The organism is Flavobacterium chungangensis, assembly GCF_042654045.1.
In the GTDB taxonomy this organism is placed as follows: Bacteria; Bacteroidota; Bacteroidia; order Flavobacteriales; family Flavobacteriaceae; genus Flavobacterium; species Flavobacterium chungangensis.
The window spans coordinates 24985-46218 of the sequence record NZ_JBHSFY010000022.1 but is presented as its reverse complement, the minus strand read 5'-3'; the positions used below and the strand labels follow the sequence as shown (position 1 = coordinate 46218).

The 21234-nt window shown below is 32.7% G+C and carries 21 protein-coding genes; 11 read left to right on the top strand and 10 right to left on the bottom strand.

All coding sequences use genetic code 11. The features are described 5' to 3' along the window. Window positions 1-78: 78 nt before the first annotated feature. Window positions 79-675, bottom strand: coding sequence for a 3'-5' exonuclease (locus tag ACFO3N_RS23935; RefSeq protein ID WP_095929311.1), 597 nt, complete (start codon window positions 673-675; stop codon window positions 79-81). A 3-nt stretch (window positions 676-678) separates the two neighbouring features. Next, the gene (locus ACFO3N_RS23930; RefSeq protein ID WP_095929312.1) at window positions 679-2595 is read right to left on the bottom strand and encodes a DUF294 nucleotidyltransferase-like domain-containing protein; all 1917 of its coding nucleotides are present in this window, start codon (window positions 2593-2595) and stop codon (window positions 679-681) included. Window positions 2596-3524: 929 nt separating this feature from the next. On the opposite strand from ACFO3N_RS23930, the gene ACFO3N_RS23925 reads away from it, so the two are divergent. Both ACFO3N_RS23925 and ACFO3N_RS23920 read left to right on the top strand, forming a co-directional pair. Beyond that, window positions 3525-4139, top strand: a complete 615-nt coding sequence (locus ACFO3N_RS23925) for a hypothetical protein (protein ID WP_379801374.1) — start codon at window positions 3525-3527, stop codon at window positions 4137-4139. A 114-nt stretch (window positions 4140-4253) separates the two neighbouring features. After that, window positions 4254-4649, top strand: a complete 396-nt coding sequence (locus ACFO3N_RS23920; RefSeq protein ID WP_379801373.1) for a helix-turn-helix domain-containing protein — start codon at window positions 4254-4256, stop codon at window positions 4647-4649. Between the two features lie 9 nt (window positions 4650-4658). On the opposite strand, the gene ACFO3N_RS23915 is transcribed toward ACFO3N_RS23920, so the two are convergent. Continuing rightward, the gene (locus ACFO3N_RS23915; protein ID WP_379801372.1) at window positions 4659-5042 is read right to left on the bottom strand and encodes a hypothetical protein; all 384 of its coding nucleotides are present in this window, start codon (window positions 5040-5042) and stop codon (window positions 4659-4661) included. Between the two features lie 88 nt (window positions 5043-5130). Beyond that, window positions 5131-5547, bottom strand: coding sequence for a hypothetical protein (locus ACFO3N_RS23910; protein WP_250836118.1), 417 nt, complete (start codon window positions 5545-5547; stop codon window positions 5131-5133). Between the two features lie 145 nt (window positions 5548-5692). Here ACFO3N_RS23910 and ACFO3N_RS23905 point away from each other — a divergent pair, with 145 nt between their 5' ends. Then, window positions 5693-6907, top strand: coding sequence for a multidrug effflux MFS transporter (locus ACFO3N_RS23905; RefSeq protein ID WP_379801371.1), 1215 nt, complete (start codon window positions 5693-5695; stop codon window positions 6905-6907). Between the two features lie 161 nt (window positions 6908-7068). Here the strand turns inward: ACFO3N_RS23905 and ACFO3N_RS23900 are convergent, their stop codons facing one another. From ACFO3N_RS23900 to ACFO3N_RS23885, 4 genes are all read right to left on the bottom strand, one after another. Beyond that, on the bottom strand, window positions 7069-8334 hold the full coding sequence (locus ACFO3N_RS23900) for an NAD(P)/FAD-dependent oxidoreductase (protein ID WP_379801370.1): 1266 nt from the start codon (window positions 8332-8334) through the stop codon (window positions 7069-7071). Between the two features lie 80 nt (window positions 8335-8414). Continuing rightward, window positions 8415-9749, bottom strand: coding sequence for a DEAD/DEAH box helicase (locus ACFO3N_RS23895; RefSeq protein WP_379801369.1), 1335 nt, complete (start codon window positions 9747-9749; stop codon window positions 8415-8417). Between the two features lie 173 nt (window positions 9750-9922). Then, window positions 9923-11461 carry a DEAD/DEAH box helicase gene (locus tag ACFO3N_RS23890; protein ID WP_095929316.1) on the bottom strand — a complete coding sequence of 513 codons (1539 nt, stop codon included), beginning with the start codon at window positions 11459-11461 and terminating at the stop codon, window positions 9923-9925. Between the two features lie 109 nt (window positions 11462-11570). Then, window positions 11571-12104: a DUF6155 family protein gene (locus tag ACFO3N_RS23885; protein WP_379801368.1), complete on the bottom strand. Its 534-nt coding sequence runs from the start codon at window positions 12102-12104 to the stop codon at window positions 11571-11573. Window positions 12105-12244: 140 nt separating this feature from the next. Between ACFO3N_RS23885 and ACFO3N_RS23880 the strand changes: the two genes are divergently transcribed. Next, complete coding sequence (locus ACFO3N_RS23880; protein WP_095929318.1) at window positions 12245-12538, top strand: DUF3817 domain-containing protein; 294 nt, start codon at window positions 12245-12247, stop codon at window positions 12536-12538. Further along, window positions 12531-13778 carry a mechanosensitive ion channel family protein gene (locus ACFO3N_RS23875; protein WP_379801367.1) on the top strand — a complete coding sequence of 416 codons (1248 nt, stop codon included), beginning with the start codon at window positions 12531-12533 and terminating at the stop codon, window positions 13776-13778. The genes ACFO3N_RS23880 and ACFO3N_RS23875 overlap by 8 nt, the downstream gene beginning before the upstream one ends. A 222-nt stretch (window positions 13779-14000) precedes the next feature. Here ACFO3N_RS23875 and ACFO3N_RS23870 read toward each other — a convergent pair whose 3' ends face one another. Beyond that, a complete protein-coding gene (locus tag ACFO3N_RS23870) occupies window positions 14001-14420 on the bottom strand; it encodes a hypothetical protein (RefSeq protein ID WP_202002733.1) in 420 nt (139 codons plus the stop codon). A gap of 81 nt (window positions 14421-14501) precedes the next feature. On the opposite strand from ACFO3N_RS23870, the gene ACFO3N_RS23865 reads away from it, so the two are divergent. The 3 genes from ACFO3N_RS23865 (at window position 14502) to ACFO3N_RS23855 (ending at window position 16590) form a co-directional block, all read left to right on the top strand. Then, entirely contained in the window at window positions 14502-14903 is a 402-nt protein-coding gene (locus ACFO3N_RS23865; protein WP_379801366.1) for a glyoxalase, read from the top strand. A 9-nt stretch (window positions 14904-14912) separates the two neighbouring features. Continuing rightward, a complete protein-coding gene (locus tag ACFO3N_RS23860; RefSeq protein ID WP_379801365.1) occupies window positions 14913-15491 on the top strand; it encodes a Crp/Fnr family transcriptional regulator in 579 nt (192 codons plus the stop codon). Window positions 15492-15618: 127 nt separating this feature from the next. Beyond that, window positions 15619-16590, top strand: a complete 972-nt coding sequence (locus tag ACFO3N_RS23855) for a quinone oxidoreductase family protein (RefSeq protein ID WP_379801364.1) — start codon at window positions 15619-15621, stop codon at window positions 16588-16590. Window positions 16591-16664: 74 nt separating this feature from the next. Here ACFO3N_RS23855 and ACFO3N_RS23850 read toward each other — a convergent pair whose 3' ends face one another. Beyond that, a complete protein-coding gene (locus ACFO3N_RS23850; RefSeq protein WP_379801363.1) occupies window positions 16665-18641 on the bottom strand; it encodes an alpha-ketoacid dehydrogenase subunit alpha/beta in 1977 nt (658 codons plus the stop codon). Between the two features lie 190 nt (window positions 18642-18831). On the opposite strand from ACFO3N_RS23850, the gene ACFO3N_RS23845 reads away from it, so the two are divergent. The 3 genes from ACFO3N_RS23845 to ACFO3N_RS23835 all read left to right on the top strand — a co-directional run bounded on the left by ACFO3N_RS23845 (window position 18832) and on the right by ACFO3N_RS23835 (window position 21223). After that, window positions 18832-19782, top strand: coding sequence for an isopenicillin N synthase family dioxygenase (locus tag ACFO3N_RS23845; protein WP_198855658.1), 951 nt, complete (start codon window positions 18832-18834; stop codon window positions 19780-19782). A 110-nt stretch (window positions 19783-19892) separates the two neighbouring features. Continuing rightward, window positions 19893-20225, top strand: a complete 333-nt coding sequence (locus ACFO3N_RS23840; protein WP_057117964.1) for a translation initiation factor — start codon at window positions 19893-19895, stop codon at window positions 20223-20225. A gap of 128 nt (window positions 20226-20353) precedes the next feature. Beyond that, complete coding sequence (locus ACFO3N_RS23835; RefSeq protein WP_379801362.1) at window positions 20354-21223, top strand: nucleoside phosphorylase; 870 nt, start codon at window positions 20354-20356, stop codon at window positions 21221-21223. Window positions 21224-21234: the final 11 nt, after the last annotated feature.

The following is a 21234-nucleotide window of genomic DNA, read 5'->3' as shown; positions in this document are numbered from 1 at the left end:
TTGTTTGTAATGCAGAGATAATTTCTACCAAAGTACGTGGGGCTTTTTTGTAGTTTTAGTAATTAATTCTTTTTTAATTTATTTGATTCCTAATCTAGATTTTAGTTTTAAGAATAAAAGTCCAATTCGGTATGCATCTTCAGAAGAAGAATTACGATCACTTTTTGGAATTTTATAAATTTCGCATAAATCGTCAAGCGAAAACTGTTTGTCGTTTATATCAGTCAATTTTCTGTACATCACATCAACGTCTAGTGCTTCATTTTTTAATCGGCCACAATTCAAGCGTTCTAGGGCAGCATTCAGCATTTCAATATCGAAATTGATATGATGTCCAACTAAAATTGAATTTCCGATAAATTTTACAAAAGCTTCAAGAGCATCAGGTTCAGGCATTTTCATCATTTTGCTTTCGATGATAAATTCATTAGAAAGCCCGTTATCCTGAAGATATTTATATTGTAATAAGACTGTTTCGAAACTTTCTTTAATAACAATGCTGTCGTCAATAACTGAGAAGGCTCCAAGAGACAAAACAACATCTTTATCCGGATTTAAACCAGAAGTTTCAGTAGACAAAACAACAAACTTATTAGGTTTGGTTTCGAATTTAGTCAAATAGTCTTTCCAGAACTCTGGATAGTCTTTGTTAATGTTTTTTAGCCAGTCTAGCATATTTTATGAGAATTGTGTCAATTGAAATTTACTCTTAATCAGTTCCTCCAGGTCTTTCATTGGGGACAGTGCATTTTTTAATTTCTCTTTGTCAGTTTTTGACATTTCTCTTAAATTAATATATTGGCCCGAGTCGTCATTTTTTAATCCTTCAACAGTTCTAAATTTAGAAAGCGTTAAGAAAGCTTCTGCACAGCTTAAATAAATTTCAGCATTTTTAGAATCTGTAATTGCCAACTGTTTGAACCTTAAGTAAGTATTTTGAATTCCTTTAATATTTGCATTTAATATCAATAAACGTGCTCCATCAATTAATGGCATCAAAGCTCTTGTCTTAATATCAAATTTATCTTTGTTAGGCCCATCTTCTTCAACAATGAATTTCTTGAAAAAGCTTAAAGGAGAATTTCTCTTCAAAGCATCGTTCCCTAAAAAGTCAAAGAATAAAGTGTTGTTAACGGCATTCTTAAAAATCACGTTTTCAATAGCTTCTTCAATTTTTGGTTCTCCAAAAACAATTTCGTAATCAAAGAAAATACTGCTCAAATCATTACTATTTTCACCCGGAGTATTCATCCAGCTGTTGTATTGTTTTGTCCAGTCGCTCAATGATTTGCACCAAAGCATATTGCTACCCATATGTCCGTTTGGGCAATAATCGTAGCCCACTTTTTCTAATATAGAAGTAGTGCGTTTTGCCAATCTTAAGAAATAATCTTTTACTTCTCTGTATTTTTCTGGCGTAACATCTTCAAAAATTAAGATGCTATCTTGATCTGTAAGCAATAATTGCTCCTTACGCCCTTGACTACCAATACTTAACCAAGCGAAACGTGCAGGAGGGGAGCCTAAATCCAAAATAGATAACTCGACTGCTCTCTTAATGATAGCTAGGTTAATCTCGCTTGCAATATTACTAACGTGCGAGATTGGAATATTTTTTTGGATCGAATTCTGAATCAAATCTGATAGACGATCACGTATTTGTTTTAAATCTTTTGGAAGTTGAGAACGTTTAATCTCTTTAATTAACACGCCAGGGTTACTAGCTTGTGCTACAATAAGATCGTGCTCAGAAATAATTCCTTTAACTACAGATTTGCTTGTGCCATCTTTAGTAACACATAAGTGCGTTACATTGTGCTTCAGCATTAATAATTGTGCTTCTGCCAAAGAGACATTTTCTAAAACTGTAACAACTGGCGACGACATAATTTTATCGATAGTTTCAGTAATAGGAAAGCGTCCTGTTGCAATTTTAGACGATAAATCGGCATTGGTCACAATACCAATTGGGTGATTTTTTTCGCCACAGATTATAATGTTATCCAACATAGAATCTGTCATTAAAATGGCAACGTCTTTAATTATAGAATCTGCTTTGGTCGTTAATGGCGAATTATTGTAGTTAAGTGACTGAATGTATTGCATTTCTGTCTGCTGATCTATATAATCAGAATCTGAAACTAACTTGCCGTTAGAACTCATGCTGTCTTTGGTGTGGCGTGAATTAACGGCGAAACTCTCTAGAAGAAAGTTTAATACATCAGAATTATTGGCTACAAAAGGTCTAAAAACAGCAATTGGAATAGCATATACAATACTTTCTTCACGCGCTTTAGCCGTCATCATGTAGTTATTTTTGGCAAAAAACGGACGTAAACCAAAAATATCGCCTTCATGACACTTATTTATAATAGTTTCCTCGGCATCAGCAATAGTCGTAAGATTAATGACACCAGAAGCTACAACATAAAAGTTCTCATGAAGCGGATCGTTATTTTGAAATAATACCGCATGCTTTTCTAAATTAATGACACGAATATTCGTAGCAATATCTGATAATTCCTGAAAAGTTAAATTATCAAACGGTTTGTATTCTTTTAAAAAATCTGCAATATGTTCAGCAACTGTATTCATATATGTGATAATTTATTTTTAAAGTATCGAATGTAAAAATAGTAAAATAAACTCTTACAATGAAAGTTCTTTAGTAGAAACTAATTATTTTAAAGAAATGTTAAAAGATAATGACAATAAGACTTGCAAAAACTTTTAGGTTTTGAAATTTTGAATATTTAGGATTGGCAAAGAGATGATTTATTCTGAGCAACAGTAATTAACCGGATTGATAATACTGCGATATTTAAAATTATTTTAGATCCAAAATCATACAGCGCATTTATGAACAATTGAATTTAATAAAAATGTTTTGATTAGAAAATAAACTGGTAATCCAGCTCGCTAAATTTTTAATATTTAAGAATTTTTGAAAATAAAAATCATACAGCGTATTTATGAGCGATTTTAATTTAGAATACAAACTGTATAATCTAGCAATTCAAATTTTCAATATTTAAGAATTTTTGGAAAATAAAATCATACAACGCATTCTCAGAGATTTTAATTTTAGAAATAAAAAGTAAAACTCTCAAGAAAAATATAACTCTAGAAGCAAGGATGATAAATTTCCGCTAAATGAAAACATTTTAAACTAAAAGTTGTACAGCGTATTTGTAGGGCAGTTTTTAAAATATTCTATTTTACATAATATAAATTATAGGTCAAAATGAAATAACGTCGCTTGTAGAGTAAGGCTTTGAATTTTCTAAAAGTTTCTCAACTAAGCTTTTCTATTATTTGATTAACTCTATCTCTTAAAATTGCTGAGTTATCTAAGGCTAATATGTCTTTTAAATTAGTAATTAAATTTATTAGTGATCTCATGCTTTTTAAAAGATCAACTCAATTACACTCCATTGCTTATATTTTTGACAATGAATTTAACAAATTTGTTACTACAAAAAATGCATATTAAATTTGCATAATTAACTATTAAATAATCAATTATGAAATTAGCAGAAACAGCAAAAAAAATTATCCTTAGCCTAAATTATGATAAAAATTATTACATCGAAGCATTTAATCAATTTAGGGAATTGAGATTTAACTTATCCCCCTCAGCAAATGAATATTCGATAGATGTTGACTCTCATACTGAGGCAATGCAAATTATTAAATTGATTAGGAATGATTGTGATTTTATAAGCTACAATTATCATTTTAAAGATACTAGAACTCCCTATACAAGCAATAAAATAAACTTTTTTGTAGAACTTGTAAGCATTGAAACACTATGCAATAATGTAAATATTAAAGATATTGCAAATAAAGAATCTTTTAAAAACGTACTAAAAAATCCAGAAACAGAATTAAGATTTAGTTTGCGTTCAGTACCTATAGATATTGTATACAATGATTCAGAAATTGATAGCGATAAACAAAATTGTATCAAAGTTCAAGATAAACATGAGGCAATATCTTTAATAAATAAGTTTTTAGATAAATTAGATATTTTATCTAATGATAGACATCATTTAAAAGATGATAGATCATCTCATAGTAAAGAGGGTTATTTATTTTTGCAGCTTGTAAAAGTGCAAAATAAAACCATTGTAAATTAATATTAAAGGCCTGTCTTTAATGAATTTTTCAATTCCAACGATTTTAATTTCGTTTTGTTACCATTTATATTTAAAGTAAAAATCCTATATTTGACATTTACGATACATATCAATATGACAGAGAAAAAAGTACATCAAGGTAGAAATATAAAGCGTTTCCGTGAAATGTTGGGCATTAAACAAGAAGCCCTTGCCTTTGAATTAGGTGAAGATTGGAGTCAAAAGAAAATCTCTATTTTAGAGCAAAAAGAATTGATTGAAAATGATATTCTAAATCAAGTAGCTAAAATTCTAAAAGTACCTGTTCAAGCTATCGAGAATTTTGATGAAGAACAAGCAATAAATATTATTTCAAATAATGCTTCTTTTGATAATTGTCAACAACCTGCTTTTTTTAACAATCAACCTACATTCAATCCTTTAGATAAAATGGTAGAACTATATGAGCGTATGCTTGAACAACAAAAAGAAATGATTGAGAAATTGGAAAAGCTTATAAATAAAGAATAAAGAGAGCTTTTATTCATATAATTTATTCAATATCATATCTTTTGGTACAATATCACCTCCGCCATTTTTATTAAATTGCAATACTTCATCTTTTACAAATAAAACTGCGCTAGATGTAACTCCGTTTTTATCTTTCAATTTTATTTGAGCTTTATCGCCATGCGGATATACATGTCCGGAAACTTCCAAAATTCCTGAGTTTAATTCTTTATGATCGCTTGTAACTTCGGCGGTTCCAAAAATCTTATAATTAGATTGTGAAATTGTAATCGTAAAAATATACTCTTTCTTGCAGTCTTTGCATTTTTGGTTTCCCCAAGTTCCTGAGAATTTATTTTGCTGTGAGAATGCTTGCAAGGAAATTAAAAATGCCAGGAAAAGAAATTTTTTCATTGTAATTTGTTTTATTAGAATCTGAACCAAATATAAATCAAAAAAGCATCACATATTTGCGATGCTTTTTCTAAAGTTTTCTTAAATTTTATAGTTTTTTCAAGTAAACCGATTTTCCGTTTAACGAAACATCAATTTGATTGTTTTTTTCGTTAAAAGTTGTTCGTAAAGCATTTCCGTTAAAAATAGTAACGTCGCCATACACATGACCCGCTTCACTAGAAGTATAATCAAATTTTACTTTTTTGTTTCCTGGTTCAATACCTAATTTGTAACTAGAAAATTTTGTTCCTCTTAAATCGAAATCTTGCTGCGAATCGATAATTTTTCCATCAGCGTAAAAATTGGTAACCGATTTACTTAATGTAATGTCTGGATAATATTGATTCACTTTTTTAAGAAGCTCGTACTGCTCAACGCTGGCTTCTTCTTGTTTTGACGTAATAGTTTGAGCAAATGAAATTGATGTAAATAAAACTGCTAATAACAAAAGGTACTTTTTCATACTTTCTTAATTTAAAGATTAATAGATAGTTACGCTCAATAATTTTCGCGATTACTTTAATTTAATATTATAAACTTCTTCAAGTTCTATAACAAGGTATGAAATCTTTACCTTTGCAAAAAATTATAAGCCCTTTTTTAATATAATGACAACAAAAAAATATATTCAGCTCATCCTCATATTAGGTTCTTTAACCGCTCTAGGTCCTTTTTCAATAGATATGTATCTGCCTGGTTTCTCAGGAATTGCGAAAGATTTAAATACTACTGTTGCTAAAGTTTCTATGAGTTTATCCAGTTATTTCATCGGAATTTCGGCTGGACAATTGCTTTATGGGCCTTTATTGGACCGTTTCGGACGTAAAAAACCGTTATTTATTGGACTTTTGGTATACATTCTCGCTTCTTTAGGATGCATTTATGTTGCTGATATAGATTCATTTATATTGCTGCGCTTTATTCAGGCTATTGGAAGCTGTGCTGCCACAGTTGCTTCTGTAGCAATGGTTCGTGATTTATTTCCTGTAAAAGATATTCCGAAAGTGTTTTCGCTTTTAATGTTGGTTGTTGGACTTTCTCCAATGCTGGCACCAACTGTTGGCGGTTATGTTACAGAAGATTTAGGCTGGCACGCTGTATTTTTTATTTTGATGTGCATGGGAATTGTAATTTTAGCAGCTTCTCAATTCGGACTTCCAGATACTTCAATTTCTTTAAAACCAAAACCGATTATATCTAATTTTCTGTTAGTTTTAAAAGAGCCTCAATTTTATACTTATGCCTTTACTGGAGCAGTCGCATTTTCGGGATTATTTTCTTATGTAGCGGCTTCGCCTCTAGTTTTTATGGATATTTATAAGGTTGACGCTAAAACGTACGGATGGATTTTTGCGCTAATGTCTGTTAGTTTTATTGGTTCTAGTCAGTTAAATTCGATGTTGCTAAAGCGATTTTCTAGCGAACAAATGATTTTTGGAGCTTTAATTTCGCAATCTGTTATTAGTATCGTATTCTTGATTTTGGCATTAAATGATCTTCTTGGATTATACGAAACGATCGGAATGTTGTTCTTGTTTCTAGCCTGTTTAGGAATCTCAAATCCAAATACGGCTGGCTTAACGCTTGCTCCTTTTGCTAAAAATACCGGAAGTGCTTCTGCATTAATGGGCGCAATTCAGCTAGGAATTGGAGCTTTGGCCTCGTTTGCTGTTGGTGTTTTTGTAAAAAGTTCTGTAATACCTATGGTTGCCATTATGACCACTACTACTATTACAGCATTTATTATTTTAAATATTGGAAAACGATTTATAAAAGAAAAAGTTGAATTGTCAGATAGCGACGATATAATGATAGGACATTAAAAGTTTTAAATTCCAAAAAAAGAAATTCCAAATTCCAAAACTAAAACTTCAATAGTTTAAATATAAAAAGCCAAAATCAAAAGATTTTGGCTTTTCTATAAATTGGAATTTGGAATTTCAAAAAATTGGAATTTTTAAAATTTATTGGAATTTTACAAAACCTAATTTTGTGTCTTTTTATCTGGTCGAATAATCATTCTAAGCGATTGATCTTTTGCGAAATAAGCAACCATCCAATTCCAGAATGTATTTAATCTGTTTCTGTAAGTGATCAAAGAAATTAAGTGTATAAACAGCCAGATAATCCAAGCAAAGAAACCTTTAAAATGCCATTTTGGACTAGGTAAATCTACAACAGCTTTTGCTTTTCCTATAATAGCCATAGATCCTTTGTCTTTGTAGGCAAATGGTTTAAGAGGCTTATTGACCACCATGGCTTTGAAATTTTTAGCCAGATTTAAACCTTGCTGAATGGCAACCTGAGCAACCTGCGGATGTCCGTCAGGGAAATTTTTATCTCCTGCCGCAATTGCTGTATCACCAATGGCATAGATATTATCTACACCGTTTACTTTATTGTATTCGTCAGTTGCCATGCGTCGGCCGCGTCCGTAACTTTCTTTCGGAATTCCTTCAAAGATTTTTGCAGAAACACCAGCAGCCCAGATTAAGTTTTTGGTTTTAATTGTTTCTCGATTTTCAAAAACTACCGTATCATCAACATAATCAACAACTTTAGTGTTCAATTTTACAACAACCCCAAGTTTTGTCAATGCCTCCAGAGTATCTTTTTGTGAATCTTTGCTCATTGGTGCCAAAAGTGCGTCTCCACCATCAACCAAATAAACATTGCTTGCAGAAGTATCCAATTCTGGATATTCTTTAAGGAGAATACTTTTTCTCATTTCAGCAAACATTCCAGAAACCTCCACTCCTGTTGGCCCCCCTCCTGCTACTACGATTGTAAGTAATTTACGTCTTTTGCGCATATCCTTACAAATGGCTGCTTTTTCAAGGTTTTTAAGCAATGTGTTACGCATTACGATGGCATCATTTAAGGTTTTCATCGGAATGGCATTTTTCATTACGTTTTCCATACCAAAATAACTCGTTTCTGCACCAGTAGCAAAAACAAGATAATCGTATTCAAGTTCTCCGTTGCTTAAAGTGATTTTCTTTTCGGCAGGAGAAACAGATAATAATTCGCCTAGACGAAAACTTAGATTTTTTTTACCTGCAAAAAATTTTCTAAAAGGATAACTAATGCTCGAAGGTTCTAAAAACGCCGTAGCAACTTGATATATAAGTGGTGGGAAAAAGTTATAATTATTCTTGTCTACAAGTGTTACTTGTATTTGAGGCTGATTTACAAGTTCTTTTGCTAGGTTAATTCCTGCAAATCCCCCTCCAATAATGACTATTCTCATATATGTTGTATTAAGTAGGATTATAAAATAATTCCTTATAAATATACAACTTTAATATGCAATGACAATTGTCATATTTATTACTTTTTGAATTTTTTAACTGTTTTTTCAACTACATCGATTTTGTTCTGTAAGACATAACTTGCCATTACTTTCTCGATTAGTTCATCTTTTGTCAAATGATGGAAAACGGTTTTTACTTTGGTTTTTAAATCTTGCGAAAGCTCATGATTAGGCTTTGTTTTGAAGATTTGTTTTGCCCACAAAAGCATATTGTTTTCTTCAAGACTTGCTGCTGAAGGTTTTTTAAATTCAGAGAATTTAATCCCTAATTCTCTTTCAAAATCAGCGATTTCAAAAACTTCTTCTTGTTGTAAAACCGTCAAAGAAAGTCCTTTTGCTCCTGCCCTTGCTGTTCTTCCGCTTCGGTGAACGTAGTTTTCGTAAGTATCAGGCAAGTGATAATTAATGACATACGAGATTTCTTTTACATCGATTCCTCTCGCAGCCAAATCGGTTGCAACCAAAATATTGATATGCCCTTCACGAAACTGTTCCATAATTCGATCACGAATTCCCTGTGTCAAACTTCCGTGAAGTGCTCCCGAAGAAAATTTGTTGATCGCTAGGTTTTTAGCTAATTTATTAACAGCAGCTTTAGTTTTACAGAAAATAATTCCTCTTTCGCCGTCTCTAGAATTTAAGAAATGCATTAAAACTTCTAATTTTTCAATCGGATCTACCACAATATATTCATGGTCTATTCCTTCATTTCCAACAGTTTCCATATTGGCGCTTATCTGAACTACATTTTTGTTCAAATAATTCTGAATCAGCTGTTTTATGGTTCCAGGAAGTGTGGCAGAAAATAATAAAGTACGGTGCTTTTTAGGCAGTTCCGCAACAATTTCGTCTAAGCTTTCTTTAAGAATAGCCACCATTTCGTCGGCTTCATCCAAAACCAAATATTCGGTTTGCTTTAAATCGATTGCTTTACGCTGAATCAAATCGATTAAACGCCCTGGAGTTGCCACTACGATTTGAGCACCTTCTTTTAATCTTTCGATTTGTGGTTTTATTGGAGTTCCTCCGCAAATTGAAGCAATAGATATATTAGGAATATATTTTGAAAAACTTTCTAAGTTTCTAAAAATCTGTTGTCCCAGTTCTCTCGTTGGAACTAAAATTACGGCTTGAACTATTGTTGATTCTGCATTTACCAATTGTAATAAAGGCAATCCAAAAGCAGCGGTTTTTCCGGTTCCTGTTTTTGCTAAACCAACAATATCATGGGTTTCGCTCAAAAATAACGGAATTGTTTTTTGTTGAATTTCTGTTGGTTCAACAATATTTAATTCGCTTAAAGCTTTTAAAATTGGAGCTGAAATTCCTAATGTTGAGAATGGTTTAGACATGTTTTTTAATTTTGTTTAAAGTTTCAGGTTTCAAGTTACACCAAAAACTTAATAAGTTGAAAGGAGAAATTACATTTACTTTGAAATGCTATTTCTCCTTTTGTATTATAAATAATGTTTTAGATTCCAATAACTTGAAACATGAAACCTAAAACAATTAAACTTTTAAATTATCAATCTGGTTCGTTCATGATTTTCTCACGATATTTTTTCCCGATCAATAAAGTCAATCTTTGTTTGTAATCGTCAACCAACCATTCGCGGTAGTTTTTACTACATTGGCTCAAACATTTAGAATAACGTTTGATACGGTCTTCGATATCATCTTCTAATTCTTTAGCTAGCATTTTTGCTTCCTGAAGTGTTTCTGTATTGTCTACACACATTCCGGCATGCTGATCTAAAGATTTGTCTAAAACTACTTTTGAACGAAGATTTTGCTTAATGATTAATTTGTGTTCTTCATCAACATCAAAACTAACGTCTGCCGTTTTGCTAAATTTGGCACGCAATTCTGGTGGCATACTGTATTTAAAGAACATCTCGATTTCATGATCATCACGGAGATTCTCCAAATAAAACTCTGGCGATTTAAAAATATGCTGCCAATTTACAGGATCGCTCCATAAACCAAAACGAGCGGCGTTGTTTCCTAAATCGATAACTGTAAATTCATCTTTTCCAGGTAATTTACGAGAACCACGACCAATCATTTGGAAATATAACGTCAATGATTTTGTTGCTCTATTCAAAATAATAGTTTCTACAGTTGGTTCGTCAAAACCAGTAGTCAAAATTCCGACAGAAGTCAAAATAGCATCTGGAGTCTTTTTAAACCATTGCAGAATATCTTTACGCTCTTCAGAACTGCTTGTATTGTCTAAGTGACGAATATCGTAACCCGCTTCTCTAAACGTTTCATATACGTATAATGAAGTATGAATACCGTTATTGAAAATTAATGTTTTCTTTCCTAAAGAACGTTCTGTATAGGCATGAAGCAGTTTTTCCTGCATCAAAGTATTGGTATATAAATCATCTGAAGATTTTACAGTATAATCTCCATTGATACCCACTTTTAGTGAAGTCAAACCAACATCATAGCTGTAAGTTGTAGCTTTTGCCAAGAAACCTTTTTCAATCAAAGAACCAATAGTATCACCCACAATAAGTTCGTTGTAACTTTGGTGCATTGGCAATTTTATGTTCGAACTCAAAGGTGTTGCTGTTACTCCAAGAATAAAAGCATTTTTAAATGAGTTTAATAGTTTTCTAAATGAGTTGTAGTGCGCCTCATCAATAATAACCAAACCGATATTATCTAGATGAAGCTTTTCATCGTTAATACGGTTTTTTAAAGTTTCAACCATCGCCACGAAACAAGAAAAATCATTCTGATCGGGCAATTCTTTTACTTTACTATTGATTATTTTGTTTGTTACACCAAAACCAGTTAACATTTTTGAAGTTTGTTTACAAAGTTCGATACGGTGCGTTAAAACCACCACTTTTTTATCATTATGAGATAAATAGCGGCGAACGATTTCAGAAAATATTACTGTTTTTCCTCCTCCTGTTGGAAGCTGATACAGTAAGTGGTGTTTTGGAGGAGCATTGTCTAAACGGTCAAAAATGGCATCAATATCGCCTTTTTGGTATGCATACAGTTCTTTCTTCTCTTCTCTTTGTATTTCTAAAGTGTTTTGAGACATTGTTTATTTTTGGATTTTTGCAAAAATACATCGAAAAAACAGTTATTCATCTTCTTTTAACTTAAAATAAATGTTTTTTTTAAATAAAGATTTTTTATGAGAAAGGGTTTTAATAGTCGATTTTTTCCAAAATTGTCTCAAAATCGTACTTATTTTTCCATTTTTGCTCGGAAGTTTCGTTCTGAATTGCATTAATTCGCAATTTAAAATCGTTAAAAATTCCGTTTGAGACAATAAAATTTACCGCTTGCTCGAAAGAATTAAGGATGCTTTTGTAAAACAATTCCTGCTTAATGAAATTTTGCGAAGAAAACGTTTGCGCAATTTCGATATTGTAAAGCATAATATCTGCAACAATATAAGAATCTACTCCAAGCATCATAAAATGCTTAATTAATTTTTGAGCAACCGATCTTCGCATTTTAGCTTTTGGACGCCATTTTGCTCCAGGCTTTTTAATAGGGAAATATTCGTGCGAGATTTTGATTTTAGCCTCCTGTAGTAATTTGTCTTCTTTCGGGTTGAAAACAAAGTCATAATACACTTTTACAGGAGCAAATTTCTCGTACAATTCTATCAATTGTTCTTCGAGTTGTTCTTTCGTTAATTCGCCTAAATATTTTTTTAAATCTCTTTTACTCATACAGTAAAGATAATTTCCAAATTCTTAAATTCCAAATTCGAATTTTAAGCCAATTGAACTTATTTAATTTTGAATTTTTAAATTCTAAAATCAATCCAGAATCCTTAATTTTGCTGGCATAAAACTTAAAAAATATATACATGCTCAAGATTTTCAAAATTACTGCCATTTTAGAGGGAATCTCTTATTTAGTATTATTTGCTAATATGTTGATTATCAAGAACAATAATCCTGAACTTTACCATACATTATTACGTCCGTTAGGAATGACACACGGTGTTCTATTTATCGGATACATTCTTTTAGCCTTTTTATTGAAAAAATCAATGAATTGGGATTTAAAAACATTTGCAATCATTCTAGTTGCTTCTCTTATTCCGTTTGGAACTTTTTACATCGAGAAAAAATATTTAGAAACTAAAGCAAATGCATAAGCTTTTGGAGAAAATATTTAATTTTTTATATCCTGTTTTTAGAGATTGGGGAATGAGCCGTAATGTTGCGTCTTATACCAGTTTGATCTTTAACATCGCTATTTTAATAGCACTGGCTTACGTAATTTATTACGCAGCCAAATTTCTTTTGGTTACTTTAACCGCTGTTTTTGCGCAACGTACCAAAACCAAGTTTGACGATTATTTAATCCAAAACAAAACAACAAGATATACCGCTTATTTAATTCCGTTTTTCTTTATCTATAAAGCCGTTCCCGTTATTTTGGACAAATATGAATATTGGGAATCGATTTTCGGAAAAATTGTGGGTATTTATATTGTATTGCTTGGATTATGGATTGTTCGAACGGTTTTTAATTCGTTACGAGATTACTTAAAACAAAAGCCTGAATATAGCGACAAGCCAATTGACAGCTTTGTTCAGGTTATTATGATTGTGCTCTGGATTTTTGGGGTTGCCATGATCATTTCGACTTTGTTCGGAATTAAAAAAGGCGAATTATTAACCATTTTAGGAACACTTTCAGCCATTATCATCTTAATCTTCAGAGATACAATTCTAGGATTTGTTTCGAGTGTTCAGGTTGCGATAAACGACATGGTTCGTATTGGCGACTGGATTACAATGGATAAATTCGGTGCTGATGGAGATGTAATCGAAATCAATCTGACAACGGTAAAAGTTCGAAATTTCGACAATACCATCACCACAATTCCAACGTATGCATTAAGTTCAGATTCGTTTCAGAACTGGCGCGGAATGCAGAAATCTGACGGGAGACGTATCAAGAGACATGTTTTAATAAAAAGCAGTACGATCCGTTTTTTGAATGATGAAGATTTGCATCAACTAAAAAAAGTACAACTGATAACCTCTTATATAGATAGCCGTCAAGCGGAAATTGACAGATACAATGATCTTAGAGGAATTGATAAAACACTTTCGCTAAATGGACGAAATATGACCAATTTAGGTTTGTTTAGAAAATACATCATGCAATATTTAAACGATCATCCAGGATTGAACAAAAATATGCATATCATGTGCCGACAACTACAATCAACTGCGCATGGAGTTCCGTTGGAAATTTATGTTTTTTCTAGTGATAAACGCTGGGCCAATTACGAATACATCATGGCGGATATCTTCGATCATGTTATGGCTTCGGTACGCTATTTTGATCTTGAAATTTTTGAATTGCCTTCTACGTTGAGTTAGATTTTGTTTCAAGTTTCAGGTTTCAAGTTGACTTAGATTGCGCATATTTAACCGCAAAGAGCGCAAAGGCTTACGCAAGGTTCGCAAAGTTTTTTGATAAAGCTTTGCGAACTTTGCGTTTTTATTAAACTCCAATACAAAAAAACTTTGCGTGCTTTGCGGTAAAACACACAAGCCATTCAACTTGAAACTTGAAACTTGAAACCTGAAACAAAAAAAAAACTACTTCTCCTCTATCCTTTCAAACAGAAATTCAGGATTATGATACTCAATTGGAACTTCAGGAACGTAACACGGAAGATTAAAATAAGTTCCGATTACTCCTTTTCCTAGATAAAGCTTTTCGTCTTTCTTTAAAAGAGCCAACGGAACTCTTTTCCAGGCACCGCCAAACGAAATGTAATGATAATCGCCACGAAGCGTATCGCCTCTTAAATCTCCTCGCACATCGCCAGAATCTTTTCCAGTTCCGTAATGATTAATTTCATAGCGTCCGTAAAAACGTTTGTCATTTATATGAATATCCAAGACTGCTGTGTCTTTATTGTTTACAGCACGATATAATTGATGATTGTATTTTTCTTTATCTTCTTTAGAATTGCAAGAAGCTAGTAATAAGCAGAGAAACAGAAATAATCGCATAATTTATTTTTATAAAAACAAAAATAGGTTTTTACTATGGGATTATTTCTTTAACTTTAAATAAAACTAAAAAGAAAAAACATGGAAGATAGAGACACTTTTTTAAAAGAATTCAGAGGCGAAACTTTAGGAACCGTAAGTGCTCAATCTTCAGCAGATGAGATCTTTCAAAACCAGACTATCAGGCCTATTTTAAAACTTCAAAACGACTTATTCATCGCGGTTTTTATCAATTATGTAAACAAAAACAAACCAGATTTTTATTCTTACTCGGTTGAAAAGAAACTTCAGACCATCGAAAACTCTATTCAGAAAGACATTAAATTTAGAAATTCGCTAAAAGGAATTGTAATGGCACTTTTTACTGTAGAGGAATACAATACTTACATTCAAAACTCTTCTGACTTGAATAAACGAATGATGAATTTATTGATTGACCGATTGAAAAATCAGGTACAATTGTTTGAAGTGGAATCAAATTAGAATCAAAAAATGTTCAACCAATTCCGAAACAAATTTCCTTTAACCGATGAAAAATGGAACGAATATATCGGTTATTTCAATCGTATTGAAGTTCCTGCGAAAACCACTCTTTTAGAAGAGGGCGAAGTTTCCAAAAAACTTTATATCATCGAAAAAGGCTGTATTCGGGTTTGGTTTAACAATAACGGAAAAGATCTGACTACGCAATTCTTTTTTGAAAATCAGAGCGTCGCTTCTATTGAAAGTTTTATGAAGAAACTTCCAAGTCCGACAAATATAGAAACGATTGAGCCTTCAGTTTTATGGCGGATTCATAAAAATGATTTGGATAAAATTCTCGAAGAAATAAAAGAAATTCCAGTATTGAGAGATAAACTCATCAGTATGCTTTTTGAACGCACATTCGATTATATGAAATATTTTGTGTCGTTTATAAAAGATTCTCCTGTAGAGCGATATGCTAATTTAATTAAAGAAAGGCCTCAAATTATATTGCGTGTTCCGCAACATTACATCGCTTCATATTTAGGTATAACAACTGTACATTTAAGCAGATTAAAAAGTAAATTAGCAAATAAAAGGAATTGACATTTTAATATAAGTCAAACTTAAACCACCTTGTATAACTTATATGGTTTAAAGAAAAATTTGATAACAAATGTTATCGTCTGCCCGTAAACGGCTTTATAATTTTGCTTCATAAAACTTAATAATTATGAAAGCAGCAGTAGTTTATACAAAAGGCGAATCGCCAAAATATGCAGAATTTCCGGAACCAATTGCATCAAATGAAAATGAAATTTTGGTTTCGATAAAAGCCGTAGCCATTACAAATCTAGATAAAGGCATTGCAAGCGGAGATCATTATTCTTCGGAAAAAGAAAATCAAAACGGATTTATAGTCGGAAGTGACGGAATTGGAATTCTAGAAAGCGGAACAAGAGTTTATGCCCGCGGAATCTCAGGAACAATCGCCGAAAAAGCTTTAGTGGATAAAAACCGAATGGTGGTTTTACCAGAAGGAATAGACGATGCAACGGCCGCAGCAATGCCAAATGCAGTTGCAGGTTCGGCAATGGCGCTTCGTTTTAGAGCTGGAATAAAGCCTGGTGAAACCGTTTTAATAAATGGAGCAACTGGTTTTACAGGACAAATGGCAGTTCAAATTGCAAAACATTACGGAGCTAAGAATATTATTGTTACGGGAAGAAACGAAAAAGCCCTTAAAAATCTTTTAGAAATTGGTGCAGATCAAATTGTTTCCTTAAAACAAGAAGACGAATCTTTTGTTTCTCAGTTAAAAGAAATCCATAAAAACACTCCAATAGATATTGTAATAGATTATTTATGGGGACATTCGGCAGAACTTATTCTTTCTGTTTTAAAAGGAAATGGAAACTTTACACCTAAAACGAGATATGTTTCTGTAGGCTCAATGTCTGGAGATACTATTCAGTTATCTGCGCAGATTTTACGAAGCGTTGATCTTCAGTTATCCGGTTCAGGCTTAGGAAGCTGGACAAAAGAAGAAGTCAAATTACTGTTTTCTGAAATACTTCCCGAAATGTTTCTTTTGGCTTCAAAAAATATACTAAAAGTAAATATTGAAACCGTTCATTTATCGGATATTGAGAAAATGTGGAATGCAGAACTTTCTGATGGGAAACGCTGGGTAGTTCTTATTTAAAGCTTCTAAGCTTCTAAGTTGCTAAGATTCTAAGTTTTTTTCTTAGCGTCCTAGCAACTCAGCATCTCAGAGACTTAGTATCTTAGTAACTCAAGGAGAACTTCCTCAAAACGATTTTTTGGTAAAAACTGATCTTCAAGTGCTTTTGTAAACGGAATTGGAGAATCTAAACTCGCTACACGTTTTACAGGAGCGTCAAGATATTCGAAGCAATTTTCCATAATTAAAGCCGAAATATCGCTTGCGATTCCGCCAAACATAGTGTCTTCTTGGTAGATTATAGCTTTTCCTGTCTTTTTTACAGAAGCAAAAATGGTTTCAGTGTCTAAAGGCTGTAAAGTTCTTAAGTCAATTAAATCGGCATCAATTTCTGGATGCTTAGCCAAAGTGTCTAAAGCCCAATGAACAGGTGCGCCAAACGAAATAATGGTGACAGAATTTCCTTCTTTAACCAATGCTGCTTTACCTAAAGGAATAGTGTAGTAGTCTGTTGGAACATCTTGATAAATACTTCTGTATAATAATTTATGTTCGAAGAATAAAACGGGATTCGGATCATTAATAGAAGTGTTTAGAAGCCCTTTTGCATCATAAGGAAATGCAGGATAAACGACTTTTAAACCTGGAGTTTTAGTAAACCAAGCTTCATTGGTCTGCGAATGAAAAGGTCCTGCCTGAGTTCCTCCGCCGCAAGGCATACGAACGACAACATCAGCATTTTCGCCCCAGCGATAATGAGATTTAGCCAATAAATTTACAATTGGATTAAATCCAGTTGAAACAAAATCTGCAAACTGCATTTCTACAATTGCTTTATATCCGTTGATTGACAATCCCATTCCTGTCGAAACAATGGCACTTTCGCAAATTGGCGTATTTCGTACTCTATCTTTTCCAAAAGCATCAACAAAACCATCTGTAATTTTAAAGGCTCCACCGTATTCGGCGATATCTTGCCCCATAAGAACTAAGTTTTTATGGCGCCACATAGATTGCTCCAAACTGTTTCGTATGGCATCTATAAAACGAATATTTGTTGAATCAGAATTATGTGTATATTCTTCATATTGAAATGGTTTGTAAACATCATCTAATTCTCCACTGTAAGTTGGCTCGATTTCAGGTTCTGCATTTGCCATTGCCCAATTTTCATCAATTTCTTTTTTTATATCAGCGTGAAATTGTTCGTCTTGTTCTGCCGTTAAAATTCCGTTATCCGTTAGATATTTTCTGTAATTGGTAACAGGATCTCTCAGTTCCCATTGATCCATTAAATCCTGAGGAACGTATTTTGTACCACTCGCCTCTTCGTGCCCGCGCATTCTGAATGTTTTAAATTCTAATAAAATAGGACGCGGATCTTCTTGCATTTCCTTTTTTAGCTGCGACAATTTATTATAAACTTCAACTATATTATTTCCGTCAATAATCCAGCTTTCAATTCCGTAACCAATTCCTTTATCAGCAAGGTTTTCGCAAGCATATTGCTCGTTGGTTGGAGTTGAAAGTCCGTAGCCATTATTTTCAATGATAAACATTACAGGCAATTTCCAAACCGCGGCAATATTTAAAGCTTCGTGAAAATCTCCTTCACTTGTAGCGCCTTCTCCGGTAAAAACTGCGGTGATTTTTTTATTGTCTTGAAGTCTATTCGCAAGCGCGATTCCGTCAGCAATTCCTAACTGCGGACCTAAATGCGAAATCATTCCGATAATATTGTACTCTTGCGTTCCAAAGTGAAAACTTCTGTCACGTCCTTTGGTAAAACCATTTGCTTTTCCTTGCCATTGCGAGAATAAACGATGAAGTGGAATCTCTCTTGTTGTAAAAACACCAAGATTTCGGTGCATTGGAAGAATGTATTCGGACTGATCTAAAACGGCAGTTACTCCAACGGCAATGGCTTCTTGTCCTATTCCAGAAAACCATTTAGTGACTTTTCCTTGTCGTATCAGGATCAGCATCTTCTCCTCAATCAATCTTGGCTTTAATATCTTTTTATATAAATCTAATAACTCTGTGTCAGTAAGGTTTTGTCGGTAAAAAATCATGAAAATTTTTGTTTTTTAGTGTTTCAAATATAACAATTTGCGCCAATTTTATTGGATTATGATACAAAATTTTAATAAGAAATCTGCTTTTAATGCCTGAGCTTAAGATTATTTTCTAAAATATTATCTACCTTTGTTAGCGAAAGGTGCTTATGACACCTTTTATCTTTTAAAATAAAAAATGTAAAGTATGCAAAACATTCCTAGTGTAGACTTACGTGATTTCCTTTCGGACGACCCGAAACGTAAACAAAAATTTGTAAATGAAATCGGCAGTGCATTTGAAAACATTGGCTTCGTTGCCTTAAAAGGTCATTTCCTTGATGATCAGTTGGTAAACGAACTTTATGGTGAAATTAGAAATTTTTTCGCCTTGCCAATAGAGACTAAGCATAAATATGAAATTCCTGGAATCGGCGGACAAAGAGGTTATGTTTCTTTTGGAAAAGAACATGCTAAAGGACGCAAAGAAGGAGATTTAAAAGAGTTTTGGCATTTTGGTCAATACGTTGACAAAGATTCAAGATGGGCTTCAGAATACCCAGACAATGTTGAAGTTACCGAATTACCACGTTTTAATGTTGTGGGTAAAGAAGCGTATCAGAAACTAGAAAAAACTGGAGTTTATGTTTTAAGAGCTTTGGCTTTACATTTAGGTTTAGATGAGTTTTATTTTGACAATTATGCAAAAGAAGGAAACTCAATCTTAAGACCAATCCACTACCCACCTATTACTTCTGAGCCAGAAAACGCAATTCGTGCAGCTGCTCACGGTGATATTAACTTGATTACCTTATTAATGGGAGCTCAAGGTAAAGGATTACAAGTTCAGAACCACAATGGCGATTGGATTGATGCCATTGCTGAAGATGATGAATTGGTGATTAATGTTGGAGATATGCTATCTAGACATACCAACAACAAATTAAAATCTACAATTCATCAAGTTGTAAATCCGCCAAGAGAATTGTGGGGAACTTCACGTTATTCGATTCCATTTTTTATGCATCCAGTAAGCGATATGCGTTTGGATTGCCTTGAAAATTGTATTGATGCAGAAAACCCGAAGAAATATGAAGATATTACTGCTGGAGAGTTCTTATACGAACGTTTAGTAGAATTAGGTTTAATTAAAAAATAAACTTACATAAATTTTAAATTAAAAATTCCAAATTCCAAGTTTTTCTTGGGGTTTGGAATTTAATTTTTAAATATCTTTATGCTTGAAATTTATTTTTAGAATAAAAAAATATGGACTTTAAAGATCAATTAAAAAACTTATTTCCAGATCACGTAGAATCGAATGAACCTGAGCAAGTTGAAGAACAGGAACACGTTCTTTATGTTCAGAAAGAACCAATGATTTGTAAATTTGAAAAAAGAAAAGGAAAACCAACTACTATAATTGAAGGTTATGAAGGCTCTGATGAAGATTTTAAAATCTTGGCCAAAGAAATTAAAACCAAATTGAGCGTTGGAGGAACTTTTAAAGACGATTCGATTATAATTCAAGGCGATTATAGAGATAAAATTATGGCAATCCTAAAAGAAAAAGGATTCAAAACCAAACGTGTAGGAGGATAAAAAGTTTCAAGTTTAACGTTAAAAGTTTCAAGTTATTTGACTAGCCTGAAACCTGAAACAAAAAAAAACTCAGAAACTTAGCATCTTAGCATCTTAGCATCTTAGAAACTTAGCAACTTAAAAAAAAAATGATTCAATCATCAGAATTAATACTAAATCCTGACGGAAGCGTTTACCACTTAAACCTTCGTCCTGAACATATAGCACACGACATTATTTTTGTTGGTGACCAAAATAGAGTAGAAAAAATCACTCAATTTTTCGATTCAATCGAACATTCTGCTCAAAAGAGAGAATTTAAAACCCAAACCGGTATTTATAAAGGAAAGAGGATTTCGGTAGTTTCTACAGGAATTGGCCCTGATAACATTGATATTGTGCTAAACGAATTGGATGCGTTAGTAAATATTGATTTAAAAACGCGTCAGCCAAAAGAAAAATTGACTTCTTTAAACATTATCAGAATTGGGACTTCGGGTTCTTTGCAGGAAGATATTCCAGTTGATAGCTTTGTGATGTCAAAATTCGGATTGGGATTAGACAATATGCTTCGCTCCTACTTAATTGACGACGTTTCGATTACAGAAATTGAAGATGCATTTGTAGAACATACAAACTGGGATCCAAAAAAAGGAAAACCTTACGTAACGCAATGTTCTGAAAAATTAGAAAAACTAATAGAATCAGATAAAATTTTTAAAGGAATTACGGCAACTGCTGGAGGATTTTATGGTCCACAAGGAAGAGTTTTACGTTTGAATATTCAAGATGAAGAATTGAATAACAAAATGGATAATTTTAGTTTTAATGAAACTAAAATCACTAATTTAGAAATGGAAACAGCGGCAATCTACGGGCTTTCGGCTCTGTTAGGTCATAATGCTTTATCGCTGAATGCTATTATTGCAAATCGTGCTAGCGGAACTTTCAGTGAAGATCCGTATAAAGCAGTAGATGAGCTTATTGCATATACATTAAATAAATTGGCAGGAAACTAATTAATTAGAAC

Coding starts and splice junctions, on each gene's coding strand:
- ACFO3N_RS23935 (WP_095929311.1), bottom strand. CDS start 675: ATGCTAGACTGGCTAAAAAACATTAACAAAGACTATCCAGAGTTCTGG.
- ACFO3N_RS23930 (WP_095929312.1), bottom strand. CDS start 2,595: ATGAATACAGTTGCTGAACATATTGCAGATTTTTTAAAAGAATACAAA.
- ACFO3N_RS23925 (WP_379801374.1), top strand. CDS start 3,525: ATGAAATTAGCAGAAACAGCAAAAAAAATTATCCTTAGCCTAAATTAT.
- ACFO3N_RS23920 (WP_379801373.1), top strand. CDS start 4,254: ATGACAGAGAAAAAAGTACATCAAGGTAGAAATATAAAGCGTTTCCGT.
- ACFO3N_RS23915 (WP_379801372.1), bottom strand. CDS start 5,042: ATGAAAAAATTTCTTTTCCTGGCATTTTTAATTTCCTTGCAAGCATTC.
- ACFO3N_RS23910 (WP_250836118.1), bottom strand. CDS start 5,547: ATGAAAAAGTACCTTTTGTTATTAGCAGTTTTATTTACATCAATTTCA.
- ACFO3N_RS23905 (WP_379801371.1), top strand. CDS start 5,693: ATGACAACAAAAAAATATATTCAGCTCATCCTCATATTAGGTTCTTTA.
- ACFO3N_RS23900 (WP_379801370.1), bottom strand. CDS start 8,334: ATGAGAATAGTCATTATTGGAGGGGGATTTGCAGGAATTAACCTAGCA.
- ACFO3N_RS23895 (WP_379801369.1), bottom strand. CDS start 9,749: ATGTCTAAACCATTCTCAACATTAGGAATTTCAGCTCCAATTTTAAAA.
- ACFO3N_RS23890 (WP_095929316.1), bottom strand. CDS start 11,461: ATGTCTCAAAACACTTTAGAAATACAAAGAGAAGAGAAGAAAGAACTG.
- ACFO3N_RS23885 (WP_379801368.1), bottom strand. CDS start 12,104: ATGAGTAAAAGAGATTTAAAAAAATATTTAGGCGAATTAACGAAAGAA.
- ACFO3N_RS23880 (WP_095929318.1), top strand. CDS start 12,245: ATGCTCAAGATTTTCAAAATTACTGCCATTTTAGAGGGAATCTCTTAT.
- ACFO3N_RS23875 (WP_379801367.1), top strand. CDS start 12,531: ATGCATAAGCTTTTGGAGAAAATATTTAATTTTTTATATCCTGTTTTT.
- ACFO3N_RS23870 (WP_202002733.1), bottom strand. CDS start 14,420: ATGCGATTATTTCTGTTTCTCTGCTTATTACTAGCTTCTTGCAATTCT.
- ACFO3N_RS23865 (WP_379801366.1), top strand. CDS start 14,502: ATGGAAGATAGAGACACTTTTTTAAAAGAATTCAGAGGCGAAACTTTA.
- ACFO3N_RS23860 (WP_379801365.1), top strand. CDS start 14,913: ATGTTCAACCAATTCCGAAACAAATTTCCTTTAACCGATGAAAAATGG.
- ACFO3N_RS23855 (WP_379801364.1), top strand. CDS start 15,619: ATGAAAGCAGCAGTAGTTTATACAAAAGGCGAATCGCCAAAATATGCA.
- ACFO3N_RS23850 (WP_379801363.1), bottom strand. CDS start 18,641: ATGATTTTTTACCGACAAAACCTTACTGACACAGAGTTATTAGATTTA.
- ACFO3N_RS23845 (WP_198855658.1), top strand. CDS start 18,832: ATGCAAAACATTCCTAGTGTAGACTTACGTGATTTCCTTTCGGACGAC.
- ACFO3N_RS23840 (WP_057117964.1), top strand. CDS start 19,893: ATGGACTTTAAAGATCAATTAAAAAACTTATTTCCAGATCACGTAGAA.
- ACFO3N_RS23835 (WP_379801362.1), top strand. CDS start 20,354: ATGATTCAATCATCAGAATTAATACTAAATCCTGACGGAAGCGTTTAC.